This window comes from Chitinophaga sp., from assembly GCF_035761305.1.
GTDB lineage: Bacteria > Bacteroidota > Bacteroidia > Chitinophagales > Chitinophagaceae > Chitinophaga.
On the sequence record NZ_DASTRI010000236.1, the window covers coordinates 1 to 12,851 of the forward strand.

A 12,851-nucleotide genomic window follows, 5' to 3' on the forward strand; every position below is an offset into this window, starting at 1 on the left:
AGGTAAGTGTCTGGCCTACCGGATTACTGCTACCGAAATATTTTTCAGCAGTGGTTTTTGTGAGCACCACACTTAAAGGGGCCTGCAGGGCTTTGTCGGCATCTCCTTTCAGCAGCCTGAAATCAAACACGCGGAAAAAGGTAGAATCAACTGCGCTTATATTATCTTCCTGGAACTTCAGCGCTCCCTTTTTTACCAGTGCGCCCATATTAATTACCCGCACGCAGGACTCCACTTCCGGGAAATCGTTCTTAATAGCCGGTACAACAGGTATGTTGGTAATACCATTATGCAGGGTTTCCGTAGGCGTTTTTACATCTGTAGCCAGGCGGTAAATACGGTTGGCCTTTGTATGGAAATTATCATAGCTCAATTCAAAATGTACATACAGGAAAATAAGGAAACAGGCCGTCATACCCACTGCAAGGCCGGTAATGTTAATGATGGAGAACACTTTATGCTTCCACAAATTCCGAAGCGCAATTTTGAGGTAGTTTTTAAGCATAGGTTCGCTTTAGACGTTTGGTTTTACAACAAACCTGCCAATATAGATTTGCCGCTGCCACGGCGGGTTTTGCGCCTGTTCTCATACAAGCGCCCGTCCGGCTGCGAACAGCCCTGTCCGTAAACGGACAAAGCCGGGCACTTCACGGCACGCTAATTGCGCGTGCTGTGCCGTTACCGGCAAATATAAGCACCTGATGACGAAGCGAATTGTTATATTGTTCTTCCTGCTGTTTCTCCGCCTGGCGGCTTTTGCACAATTCAGCGATTCAACCCATTACTACGTAAAATATGCTTCTACCGGCTCTATTAACCGCACGGAAGACGGTAACTCTTACCTGTTGAATAATATGGCCGCATTTAAGATCAGCAAGAAGAAGGTGGTGCTGAATGCAGGGGCCAGCTATGTTTACGGACAGCAGGACCGGGCGGTGACCAATAATGATGTAACAGCGGCATTGGATTTTAACCTGTACCGGCTAAGCCACCGCTTTTTCTACTGGGGCCTTGCCAGCTACGATAAAAGCGTGTCGCTGAAGATCAACAACCGTTTCCAGGGTGGCCTGGGCGCCGCGTATGAAATAATCAGCAAACCCAATGCTTCTCTTACATTAAGCAACGGCATCCTGTTTGAGAACAGTGACCTGTTTCTTAAAGATACCATACCGGATGTATATCAAACCTTCCGTAACTCGTTCCGCATTACTTATAAATGGACCATTAAAGGCATTATTGTGCTGGAAGGCGCTCACTTCCTGCAACAGTCGTTTACCAATGGGGATGATTACATTATTAAAAGCGCCACTTCCCTTTCTATTAAGCTGCGCTCCTGGCTGGCCCTTACCGCGGCACTAAACTACAATAAGCTAAACCGCACCGACCGGGAAAGCCTGCTCTTTAACTACGGTATCACTGTTGAGAAATATTTTTAAGCCACCCTGGCAGCCCCGGGTACAATCATATATATTTTTACTAATTTGTTCCGCAGAACAATGATGACAACTATCTTATGAGTCGTAAACACCTATTTGGTATAGTCAAGCAAGTGATAGACAAGTATTTTGATTTCATGGAAGAAATTCGCGGAAACCAATACATAGCAGAAGAAGTACCTGAAATTATGACAGATCACCGTTATCTTTCCGCAAACAACGAAACCGTTTACTGGAAACCCCTGCCCAGCACAGTGAGCGATACGCAGCTTTATTTACTGGAAGAGTTCCTGGGCCACCGGTTGCCGCCCTCCTACAAAGCATTCCTGCAATACCTGTATTTTGTGGAACTGCCTTTGGGTCTGCCCCGCATCTCTTTTTTTAAAAGCATTCCCGGCGACTGGCTGGATAGCATGAAGGAAGGGATCATTGGCTACCCCGCCGACCTGATGGACCGTGGCTACCTGCCTATAGCAGATTACAACGATTACGGCGTGGTATGCTTTGACAGCCACAGCTCCGAAATGCCCAGCATAGAATATGCTATCGTGTGGCTGGATCATGCGGATAATTATACCCAACCCCGGCACCTGGCAGATAATTTCAGGGCGCTGTTTGAAATACTGAACGTACAGCTGGATAAATGGATTATACGTAAAAGGGCGGAAAGGAATAATTGAATGCCGTATGCTCATAGGCCGTATCCCGTACAAAGCCAGGCAGCTGCTACACCATTACCTCCCGGCTAAAGCGGTTACGGTATTCTACCGGCGACATACCGGTAATGCGTTTGAACACATCGCGGAATGATTTGGTATCGTTATAGCCGATGGTATACATTACCTCGCTAATGGTATGAGCGCCTCTTTCCAGCAGCTTCCTGGCAGCTTCCACCTTTACCATTTGCACATACTCCACTACAGAGCTGCTGGTAGCTGTTTTAAAACGGCGCTCGAAATTGCGGCGGCCCAGGACAGCCATTGCCGCCAGCTGATCTACGGTAATGCGCTGATCATAATTATTTTCAATAAACTCCTGCGCTTTTAAAATGCTTTCATCCCGGTGTGCTTTATATCCCTGGAAAATAATAAAGTGCGACTGCTTTTGCCGGTCTACATCTATCGCAAATACTTTGGCTATCCATAACATTACATCACGGCTGGTATATTTTTCAATAATGTACAGGATCAGGTTAAGGTAAGAGTAGGCAGCGCCGCTGGTATAAATACCTTTTTCGTGAGTCATGATCTCGTCTTTTACCAGCTGCACTTCAGGGAACAGGTCGCGGAACTCGTCGGCATGGATCCAGTGCGTGGTGCTTTTTTTACCATTCAGCAGCCCCGTGGCCGCCAGCAGAAAAGTGCCGGTGCAAAGACCAACGATCTCGGCCCCTTTGTTATACTGCGCTGTTATCCAGGGCAACAGGTCTGTATTAAGCTCCAGGCCCTTTATAACATCTGTATGCAGGGCGGGTATAATTACCAGGTCGGTGGTGAACTCTTCCGAGATCAAACGCCCGGCGTGTACACTGAAGCAATTTTCTTTTGAAAGATTGTGACTGCATTTGCCCACCAGCTGCAGGTGAAAAGCAGACGGCTTGCCTTCCCTTTGCAGCAGCTTGTTAACTTCTGTAAAAATATGATAAATGCCTTCTACATTACTGATGCTGATGTCGCCTTCCGGGATTAAAACAGACACGTGTTTCATGCTATAAAGATAACAATGGATGCGCAAATGTTTAAAATGCTTCGCCCAGGCCAATGTAAACAATGTTGGTGTATTTACTGAAACCCCAGTCGAGCGCTATGTTGGTGTTGGACTTTTTATTGAACTTAATGCGCAGGCCCACGCCGCCGGCCGGGTGAAAGCCGGTAAACCGGTAGTGTTCCGCATCTGTTACGGTATTCATATTGGCAAATACGGTAAAGCCCAGGAAGCCGTTGGGCAGTATATCGCGCCGGTACTCGGCCTCCAGGTCAATAAGCCCTTTGCCCCGGAAACGGTTCTGGTTTATACCGCGGCCGCTGTTATTATTAGGGTCCCACCCGATGCTGGGTAGGTCCAGGTAAGGTGTTTTGCTGCTGAGCGATGTCCAGTAAAAGCCCCACAGCGCCAGCACGTTCTGTTTTCTCTCATCGCCAAAATGAAAGTAACGCCGGTAATCTACGTACAACGACGCCCAGTTGTTGTTACTGCCCAGGAAGGTAGGATTTAAACGGAAAACAGCGTTTACATAATATCCTGACTGCGGGTTCACCTGGTTGGCGCGTGTATCATTCAGCACGTTCAGCGAAACGCCGGAAGAAACCGATTGCTTGTGCGGCATAGTACCGTAATCATACTTCACGTAAGAAGGCAGGGTTACGGAGTCGTTATTGGGCAGGCTGATAGAGGAATGCCAGTCCAGGTGATAGCCCAGCCCCGCCAGCAGCCCCGGGCGGATCCTGCGCATAAAGGTCTGGTAAAACCTGAAATAGTTATTGTCCATCAGCTCGCGTTTACTGCCTTCGCCACCCTTGCCCAGGCCCCAGGTGTACTGCGGGTTCACCATAAAGCGCATGTCGCCTACTATGTTGCGGTTGTTGCCCTCCAGCCACACGTTGGAATGGAAGGCGAACGAAAACCGCCCGCTAAAGGAAAAAGACGGGGAAAACGATACATTGGATAAACGGGTGGTACGCCGCGGCCCCAGGTAAAAGGCGGCATTGGTAGTGGTGATCAGCGCATTACCGCCACCAGGTATGGTAGATGGCACGGGTATCAGTGAATAATACACCTTGCCTCTTCTTTTGGGGACATTCCTGGACTTTATGTGGAATAAATCGCTGAACAGGTCAATCATGTCCAGGCGTGGCACGGTGTCCTCATCCGGGTAGTAATGCTGTTTTTGCAGCGAGTCCAGTTTTTTGCCCTGCGCCCAAACCATGCAGGGCAATAGTAAGCATATGATCAACCACTGTTTTCTCATCCGGGTAATTCGTCTTTTTAAGGGCGGTAATTGCCCGTTTATAACACAATACGCTACCAGTGTAAACAAAATATTGTGCCATTACCCGGCTGATGTTTAATAGTTGCCTACGTTAAAGGGCATTTCGTTATAAATATGCTGCAGGCGTGCGCCCCATGCGGCCAATGCCTGCGCCCGTTCCTCATATGTCATTCTTGCCGGCCCGTAAATAACCTGCGGCGCTAAAACGGTAAAGCCGGTGAACTGCAGCACGCCGCGGTGTATGGGCCGTAATATGCCGGCCAGGCTGCCGTTAAAGCCGCCTTCCACATAATGGGTTTCAGGCCCCCCGGTGGTGATAGACAGTACCGCTTTTTTCCCGCTGAATTTACCTGTTTCATAAAGATGGCCCGCCCCATATGTACGTCCCATGGCAAAAACACGGTCAACCCATCCTTTGAGGATGCCGTGCATACCAAACCACCACAGGGGAAACTGCCAGATCATGAGGTCACACCACTCTACTTTTTCCTGCTCTGCATTTATATCCGGGGCAAAACCATTTACTGCAGTGGCGTGTACTTCTTCCAGCTGCTGTTTAAAAAAGTCTGCATTGTGCACGCTTGTAAAATTGGAACGCCCTGATACCGGGTTGAGCTGCATTTCATACAAATCAGACGTTTTTACCTGGTGGCCGGCAGCTTCCAATGCAGCTACCGCGGCCCGGAACATGGCGCCATTCATACTTTTGGGCTCAGGATGCGCATATACAATCAATACGTTCATAAAAAGATTTATTTAACTTAACGCCGGCAAAATTATTTCCTGCTGTTTACATTTGTGCACCTGCAGCCTATTGTTCGATGCACACAAAAATGTTAGTAATGGCCAAACGTAAACCTGCATCCACCAACAGCCTGAACCGCCGGCACATGCATGAAACCTGTGGCGTAACCTACGCTATTGATATACTGGGCGGGCGCTGGAAACTATATATCCTGTATAAGCTGGAACATAAAACCCTGCGTTTTGCAGAGATCAAAAAAAAGATACCTGATATTTCAGACCGTATGCTTACCCTGCAGCTGCGGGAGCTGGAACGCGATGGCCTGGTTATACGGGAGATACATGCTGAAGTGCCGCCGCGGGTTGAATACCGCCTGACAGACAGCGCCCGGGCGCTGGTACCCATCTGGAAACAGCTGGAGCACTGGGGCGACGCGCACCGCGGCATACAGGAGCAGGCGCATGCTGCCGCCGTATAATATTGCCGTAAATTGAGTATATTCAGGTGCACTTTTATGAACGTTATTTCAGGCCCTAAACAAATACATTATGCACATCTCAAGAAGGAATTTCCTGCGGAACGGCGCCTTAGCCGTTGCAGGCACCACGTTATTAAAAAACGAATTATTTGCAGCTCCCCGCTTTAAGGAGGTTATGGGTATACAGCTGTACTCTGTACGTGACGATATGAAAAAAGATCCTGCCGGCACATTAAAACAGCTGTCCGGTATGGGTTATAAATACGTGGAGCATGCGAACTATGTGAACCGTAAATTTTACGGCTATTCCGCCACGGAATTTAAAAAGCTGCTGGCAGACCTGGGCCTTTCCATGCCCAGCGGCCATACCGTAATGGCGCCCCACCACTGGGACGCTGCCAAAAAGGATTTTACAGATGAGTGGAAGTACACTGTAGAAGATGCCGCTACCGTAGGCCAGCATTATGTGATAAGCCCCTGGTTGGATGAAAGCCTGCGCAAAACCTACGACGACTTTAAAGCCTATATGGATGTGTTTAACAAAAGCGGGCAGCTGTGTAAAAAGTCGGGCATGAAGTTCGGCTACCACAACCACGATTTTGAGTTCAGCACAAAGCTGAACGGGCAAAAACTGTTTGACCTGATACTGCAAAACACCGATCCTTCACTGGTAGCACAGCAGCTGGATATTGGCAACATGTACCATGCAGGCGGCATTGCGCTGGACATTGTAAAGCAATACCCGGGCCGTTTTGAGCTGATGCATGTAAAAGACGAGATAAAGTCGGCCAAGGGCGGTGAAATGGGCGGCCAGTATGAAAGCACTGTACTGGGCACCGGCATTATTCCGGTGAAGGAAGTAATAGACCTGGGCAAAAAATCCGGCGGCACCAAATACTTTATTATTGAACAGGAGTCGTACCAGGATAAAACACCGCTGGAAAGCGCGAAGCTGGATTATGAGCAGATGAAGAAATGGAAATACTAGACCGCGCGCAGCGCGCGCGGAATTACGAATTGTCAATTACGAATTACGAATTGGGGTGGTGTGGTTTAGCATTCAATGTTTGATGACAAAGCCAAGGTGCAGCAGCTAATTGTGATTTGTAAATTACCGGAATGAAGCATTTGTATTTACCAGGTGTTTTTATAAATAATAAATACCTTCCTCCATAAAAGAGCAGCGTACCGCACATGCAGTACGCTGCTCTTTTTAAGCGCAAAACGCAATCCTATTCATTATTAATTATTCATTATTATCACTGCCCGCTGTTAAACTTTGTACCCGCCGCTACCGCCTCCCAGGCCAACAGGTCTTTCAGCAGTTGTTCGCTGTGCTGACGGATGGCGTTTACCGCATCTTCGCCCAGTTGTAAACGCAGCGGCGTGTTGGCATCCGCCAAAGCACGGTCTATAGCTGCGGCAGCTTTCAGCGGGTCGCCCTCCTGGGTGCCGTGCATGTTAGCGGCAAAATTTCTTGTTGGCCCTACGGTATCTTTATACGCAGGAATTTCCGGCATGTATTTCATGGCTGCCCCGGCCAGGTCTGTCCGGAACTGCCCCGGTTCTACAATCAGCACCTTAATGCCCAGCGGCGCCACTTCTGCAGCCAGTGCTTCTGAAAGCCCTTCCAGCGCAAACTTGGATGCGGAATACGCCCCAAACCCCGGGTAGGAAAGCTGGCCGCCCAAACTGCTCATGTTTACAATAGCGCCGGATGCCTGCTGCCTGAATATGGGTAATAAGGCGCGGGTTACGCTAACAGCGCCGAAGAAATTTGTTTCCATCTGCGCGCGCAGCTCGCTCTCAGGGGTTTCCTCCACGGCGCCTACTATGCCAAATCCCGCATTGTTGATCAGCACATCAATCCTGCCAAAGCGGTCTATGGCCTGCTTCACGGCCTGCTCTACCTCCCGGCTGTTATTTACATCCATCTTTATTGCTGCTACCTGTTCAGGCATCACATCTTTGATGCTTTCCAACTTATCAAGCCGTCTTGCTGTAATAACTACTTTATAACCCTGGCTGAGCGCGTATTCTGCAAATGCTTTCCCAAATCCCGAAGATGCGCCGGTGATAAACCAAACTTTTGATGTTTTTTCCATGATCGTTTTTTTTTGCTGTAGTACAAGGTTACTGCAAAAGGTATAAAAAAACATTCGCATGCAGTATGCTTTCTTAAATTAAGCTGCGCCTGAACTTCAAAGGTGAATGGCTTTTTTGTTCAGTATGTATAGGCCTGGTACATGTATTGCAGTTTTCCTGCGGATCAATACCTTTTGTCATGGACAATACTGATAAAATTGAGCTGGCCCGTCATTATATGGGTATCTGGAATGCCGGGGAAGATGAGCGCCTGCTCACCTATGCCCACCCCGATCTTACGGTGTATTATTCCCATTACCCGCAAACCTTCCGCGGCGCAGAGGAATACCGTAAAATGCTGCAGGCCACCTACTCTTTTTTCCCTGATATTAAGATTGAGCTGATGAACGTGATCCCTTCTGACAAGGCTGTAACCGTGTACTGGGAATACACGGGCACGCATATGGCCGGTAACCTTTTCGGCAAAGAGGCCACCGGCAGGTTTGTGCAGGTGAAGGGCTTAACCGTGCTGGAGCTGGAAGGAGAACAGGTGATAAAAGAGTATGGCGTGGCAGATAACCTGGCGCTGCTATATGCCATTACCGGTAGCGCTTCATCCGGGATGCAGCCTTAGCTTTTAGGCTGCATTATCATACGGAACCGCACTCCCGGATCATCACGTTGCTGCGGCGTAAAAATGTGCAGCTGGTAATATTTACCCTGCACCCAGTCTGCCACTGCGTTATCATAATACGGGCTGCCGGGGTTACCGCTTTGCCCGCCGGGATAAATGCCGTAAGCCTCTGTGGTGGCGCTCAGCTGCACTACCATGCGCCAGGAAGGGCCATGCGTTTGCTTGGTGGCGTTTACTACATGCGTGCCACCGCCGGTATACAGGTGCATACGGCTAAAGGCAGGCAGGCTGCGGGTAAGATGACGGATGTCCGTACCACGGAAACGCCCCCACTCCAGCTGCTGCTGCGCATCCAGCTTTTGCACAGAGTCGGCCACCTGTGCAAAGGTCTGCAGCACCAGGTCTGTTAAGGTTTCTTTCTGCGGGGTATGTATGTCATCTACAAAGTGCATGGTAGAGTCACGGATAAGCCATAAGAGCGCGGCATTATCCTGCGGGTACACCATCTCCAGGCTATCGGGCCGCGCCATCAGCTCATCATCCCATATGCGGTGCTTCAGCCCTTCCCACAACAGGTAAAATACAGTAGCGCCTTTGCTGGCAGGACTGTTCTGCTGGTCCCACACTTTCAGCAGCTGGTAATACGGCTGCTGTGCGGGGGTAAGGCGCTCCTGCGGCAGGTGCGCTGTGAGCAAAGGCACGGCTGCCCGTGCAAACAGGTTGGCATTATCGTTTTGCAGCTGCATCATATCCTGTACCGTGATCTGGTTCATGGCGCCCAGGCGTTCATTAATGCGCTTGCCGCGGTACAGGTCATAATAGCCGAAGTAATAATAAGGGTAGGTACTGTCTGTCGGCTGCTGGTTGGCAGAGCTTACAAAACCGCGTTCGGGGTTTTTGATGTGCGGCACTTCCTGCCAGGGTATAAATCCCTGCCAGGCAAAGGTGCTGTCGCTGCCGGGCATTATCCACTTACCCTGATTCTTCCAGCGCAGGGGAAACTGGCCGTTGTGCCACAGGGCAATATCGCCGTTTTTGGAAGCAAATACGAAGTTCTGCGCAGGGCAGGTATAATATTTTAATGCAGCCAGGTAATCATCATAATTACGCGCATGGTTCAGCATATTAAAGGTGAGCAGCTCATTGGAGGCATCATGCGCTTTCCAGCGGAGGGCCACGCAGGGCTGGCCGGGCACATTGCTATGAAAGCTTTCGTCAAACATTACCGGGCCCCATACGGTATAGGCCACGGTATCATAATAAGGCTTTTGCCCGCGGATCTTAATCTCCTCTACCCGCAGGGTAGCATCCCGGTATTGGCCATTGTACAAATACTGCTTATGCCCGTTGCGGCACTGCACCGCATAATAGTCCATCACATCTTCCGAACCGTTTGTTACGCCCCAGGCTATGTAGTCGTTAAAGCCAATAATAACGCCGGGGGCGCCGGGCAGGCTGGCGCCATATACATTCATGCGGGGCGTGTGCAGCTGCACCTCATACCATAAAGAGGGCAGGCTCAGGCCCAGGTGCGGATCATTACAAAGTATAGGTGCGCCGCTGCGGGTTTTGCTGCCGCTTACGGCCCAGTTGTTACTGCCATTGTCGGGGTCAGGTTTGTTTTGCTTAAAATGCAGGGTAACGGCCGCCTGCGCAAGTACGCTGTCCGTGGGTATTACCGCATTTTTCACCGGCTTGTCAAAAGCAGTGCCTTTGGGTATTACGGGGTCAATGCTGTCATTACGGTCGGGGTACATGTTATCAAAATCTGCCTGGCTAAAGATGCGGCGGGCATTGGTATATTCCAGGTCGTCGGCGCCGCCGGTAAGGTCGTACGACATATACTTGAGCAATGCGGCGCATTTCAGCGGGCTCCAGGGCTCGGGGCGGTAGTCGAGCAGCTTGTATTCTACCGCCAGGTCGTTGTAAGATAAGGTATTAATATAGGCGTTGATACCGGCGGAATAGGCTTCCAGTGCAACTTTGGTGGTGCTGTCTTTTAACATGGCGGCAGCGGCTACTTCTGCGGCATATCCCATGCCCAGGCGGCGCTGGCGGCGGTCGTACGCCAGCAGCTTAGGCCCCAGTATTTCCGACAGGCGGCCCTGCGCGGCCATTACCTGCAGCTCCATTTGCCAAAGGCGGTCGCGCGCGTGCAGGTAGCCTTCTGCATAATAGGCATCGGCCTCCTGCTCCGCAAAAATGTGCGGCACCATACGGTCATCCAGCCATACCTCTACCTTGCCTCTAAGGCCGGGCAGCGACAGCGTTTCGTTATAGTCTTTGCTGATAGGTTCCGCATTCTGCCAGAAACCTTCCTGCGGGCTCAAAAACTTTCCCAGGGGCGGTATGCTGCCCCATTTGCGGTTCAGGGCTCCTATTAAGGCCAGCGTAATAACGGCGGAAATAACAAAGGGTATAAATCTCATAAGAATGCGCGGATATGCAAATATGCAAATGAAATTAATGCAAAAAAATGAAACAAACGGGAGGATGTGCAGATGTGCAAATATGCAGATAAGGAGCGACTTATTGCAGCAGCACCTTTATGCATGTATCTACTTCCTCAAAGGTATTAAAGCTATGCAGCACAATACGCAGGCGCTCCTGCCCTTTGGGTACAGTAGGATGCAGGATGGCCCTTACATCCAGCCCCGCGGCCTGTAAGGCAGCCGCCTGGCGGCGGGTAACCTCATTGCCCGGCGTAAGCACAATTTGTATGGGGGTATCGCCTGGCAGCACCTGCAGCATACTGGTGGCTTCCCTGAAGCGGCTGATAAGGGCCGACAGGTGCGCGCGGGCTTCCGTCATATAGGGGAAGAGGTTATAGCTGGCCATAATGGCGGCAACAGCTGTTGGAGGTAACGCTGTAGTATATATGAAAGATCTTGAAAAATTGACCAGGTAACTTCGCAACGTGGCTGATCCCAGCACAATAGCGCCGTGGCAGCCTACTGCCTTGCCAAAGGTGTGCACGCGGGCAAAGCAGCTGCCGGCTAACCCCAACGCCTGTACTAAGCCTTCGCCCTGCGGGCCTATAACACCGGTAGCATGGGCCTCATCTACTATTAAATGTGCGCCGGCCTTTTCGCAGGCAGCAGCTATTTCTGTCAACGGCGCTTTATCCCCGTCCATGGAGTACACTGACTCTACAGCTACAAACACGTTGCCTTTGGCACGGCCCAGCTTTTTTTCCAGGTCGTGCACATCGTTATGGAAAAAGGAGAAAGACTGCGCCCTGCCCAGGCGAATGCCGTCGCGGATAGAGGCATGTATCAGCTGGTCATAAATAACGGTATCGTCTTTTTGTGGTATGCAGGAAAAAACGCCCACATTGGCATCGTAGCCCGAGTTAAAGATAAGGCCCGCTGCTGCGGCATGAAAGGCGGCCAGGTTGCTTTCTGCTTCCTCTATCCAGGCATAGTTGCCGGCCAGCAGGCGCGATCCGGTGCTACCATGCATGTAAGGCCTTTCTCCCAGCAGGGTATGCACAGCTTCCTGCATAGCGGCGCTGCGGGCAAGGCCCAGGTAATCGTTTGAACAAAAATCCACCATGTGCGGCGCCGGCAGCTTCAGCTCCCGCAAGGCATGCTGTGCGCGGCGCTGCTCCAGCTGTGACAAAAGAAAATCTTCCTTCATGCTTCAAAGCTAAGGAAAAGATCGTTCGGGCGGTTGCAGCAATGCCGGATGCAAATGCCCGATGTGTGTGAAACAAAAAGACCGTTCGGACGGTTGCCTGCAGCAGGGCCTGCAAATGCCTGGCATGCAGCTGCACCAGTTTACAGCACTCCTATTTACAATAACTTTGTAACTTGCCGCGCTGGCAATAAAGATGCCTGTATGGCAACGGCCGGCTACCTGTAAATTTTAGCTTTTCATATGTCCAAAGTATCTGTTCTTGGCCTGCAGCTGCCTACAGACCCGCGCTGGGTAGATCTCGCCTCCATATCGCTGGAGGCCGTGCTGACCGATCATGCTTTTTGCGAACAAAAAGCAGCTACCGCCTGCATATCCCTGATACAGCGCTATCCCGAAAAAGACCGGCTGGTGCAGGACCTGGCGCCTATTGTAACGGAAGAATGGGGCCACTTCCGGCAGGTGCTGGCTGAAATGAAAAAAAGAGGTTTTCCACTGGGCAAACAACGTAAAGATGTATATGTAAATGAGCTGATGCAGCACCAGGTAAAAGGCGGCACTGCCGAAGACCAGCTGCTGGATAAGCTGCTGATATGCGCACTGATAGAAGCCCGCAGCTGTGAACGCTTCCGCCTGCTGAGCGAAGGGCTGGAAGACGCCTACCTGCGCGATTTTTACCGCAGGTTCATGATCTCTGAAGCAGGGCATTATCGCCTGTTCATTGATCTGGCATATGAATATATTCCTGAAGAAAAGGTTGATCCACGCTGGCAGTACTGGCTGCAAACGGAAGCGGCTATATTAAAACAGATGGAAGTACGGGGAGATAGGATGCATTAGTAGATGTG

The 12,851-nt window shown here is 50.5% G+C and carries 13 protein-coding genes; 6 read left to right on the plus strand and 7 right to left on the minus strand.

The genetic code is table 11. The features are described from left to right. Positions 1 to 469 (minus strand): ABC transporter permease (locus VFS25_RS19860; RefSeq protein ID WP_326463922.1); only part of this gene is annotated, 469 nt, incomplete at its 3' end. A 232-nt stretch (positions 470 to 701) separates the two neighbouring features. On the opposite strand from VFS25_RS19860, the gene VFS25_RS19865 reads away from it, so the two are divergent. Together VFS25_RS19865 and VFS25_RS19870 are read left to right on the plus strand one after the other, a co-directional pair. Continuing rightward, positions 702 to 1,436 carry a DUF481 domain-containing protein gene (locus tag VFS25_RS19865; protein WP_326463923.1) on the plus strand — a complete coding sequence of 245 codons (735 nt, stop codon included), beginning with the start codon at positions 702 to 704 and terminating at the stop codon, positions 1,434 to 1,436. A gap of 137 nt (positions 1,437 to 1,573) precedes the next feature. Then, complete coding sequence (locus tag VFS25_RS19870) at positions 1,574 to 2,116, plus strand: SMI1/KNR4 family protein (RefSeq protein WP_326463924.1); 543 nt, start codon at positions 1,574 to 1,576, stop codon at positions 2,114 to 2,116. Positions 2,117 to 2,162: 46 nt separating this feature from the next. Here VFS25_RS19870 and VFS25_RS19875 read toward each other — a convergent pair whose 3' ends face one another. The 3 genes from VFS25_RS19875 to VFS25_RS19885 form a co-directional block, all read right to left on the minus strand. Then, on the minus strand, positions 2,163 to 3,143 hold the full coding sequence (locus VFS25_RS19875; protein ID WP_326463925.1) for a GlxA family transcriptional regulator: 981 nt from the start codon (positions 3,141 to 3,143) through the stop codon (positions 2,163 to 2,165). A gap of 31 nt (positions 3,144 to 3,174) precedes the next feature. Beyond that, positions 3,175 to 4,404, minus strand: a complete 1,230-nt coding sequence (locus VFS25_RS19880; protein ID WP_326463926.1) for a BamA/TamA family outer membrane protein — start codon at positions 4,402 to 4,404, stop codon at positions 3,175 to 3,177. Between the two features lie 96 nt (positions 4,405 to 4,500). Next, positions 4,501 to 5,169: an NAD(P)H-dependent oxidoreductase gene (locus VFS25_RS19885; protein WP_326463927.1), complete on the minus strand. Its 669-nt coding sequence runs from the start codon at positions 5,167 to 5,169 to the stop codon at positions 4,501 to 4,503. Positions 5,170 to 5,267: 98 nt separating this feature from the next. On the opposite strand from VFS25_RS19885, the gene VFS25_RS19890 reads away from it, so the two are divergent. After that, entirely contained in the window at positions 5,268 to 5,648 is a 381-nt protein-coding gene (locus tag VFS25_RS19890; protein WP_326463928.1) for a helix-turn-helix domain-containing protein, read from the plus strand. A gap of 70 nt (positions 5,649 to 5,718) precedes the next feature. Then, on the plus strand, positions 5,719 to 6,636 hold the full coding sequence (locus VFS25_RS19895) for a sugar phosphate isomerase/epimerase family protein (RefSeq protein WP_326463929.1): 918 nt from the start codon (positions 5,719 to 5,721) through the stop codon (positions 6,634 to 6,636). A gap of 271 nt (positions 6,637 to 6,907) precedes the next feature. On the opposite strand, the gene VFS25_RS19900 is transcribed toward VFS25_RS19895, so the two are convergent. Next, positions 6,908 to 7,753 carry an oxidoreductase gene (locus VFS25_RS19900; protein WP_326463930.1) on the minus strand — a complete coding sequence of 282 codons (846 nt, stop codon included), beginning with the start codon at positions 7,751 to 7,753 and terminating at the stop codon, positions 6,908 to 6,910. A 179-nt stretch (positions 7,754 to 7,932) separates the two neighbouring features. Here VFS25_RS19900 and VFS25_RS19905 point away from each other — a divergent pair, with 179 nt between their 5' ends. Next, on the plus strand, positions 7,933 to 8,367 hold the full coding sequence (locus tag VFS25_RS19905) for an ester cyclase (protein WP_326463931.1): 435 nt from the start codon (positions 7,933 to 7,935) through the stop codon (positions 8,365 to 8,367). Here the strand turns inward: VFS25_RS19905 and VFS25_RS19910 are convergent. Together VFS25_RS19910 and VFS25_RS19915 are read right to left on the minus strand one after the other, a co-directional pair. Beyond that, positions 8,364 to 10,796: a penicillin acylase family protein gene (locus VFS25_RS19910; RefSeq protein WP_326463932.1), complete on the minus strand. Its 2,433-nt coding sequence runs from the start codon at positions 10,794 to 10,796 to the stop codon at positions 8,364 to 8,366. The genes VFS25_RS19905 and VFS25_RS19910 overlap by 4 nt on opposite strands. Before the next feature lie 100 nt (positions 10,797 to 10,896). Next, positions 10,897 to 12,006 (minus strand): pyridoxal phosphate-dependent aminotransferase family protein, encoded by a 1,110-nt coding sequence (locus tag VFS25_RS19915; RefSeq protein ID WP_326463933.1) that lies wholly within the window; start codon positions 12,004 to 12,006, stop codon positions 10,897 to 10,899. Between the two features lie 240 nt (positions 12,007 to 12,246). Between VFS25_RS19915 and VFS25_RS19920 the strand changes: the two genes are divergently transcribed. Beyond that, positions 12,247 to 12,843: a tRNA-(ms[2]io[6]A)-hydroxylase gene (locus VFS25_RS19920; RefSeq protein ID WP_326463934.1), complete on the plus strand. Its 597-nt coding sequence runs from the start codon at positions 12,247 to 12,249 to the stop codon at positions 12,841 to 12,843. Positions 12,844 to 12,851 lie beyond the last annotated feature (8 nt).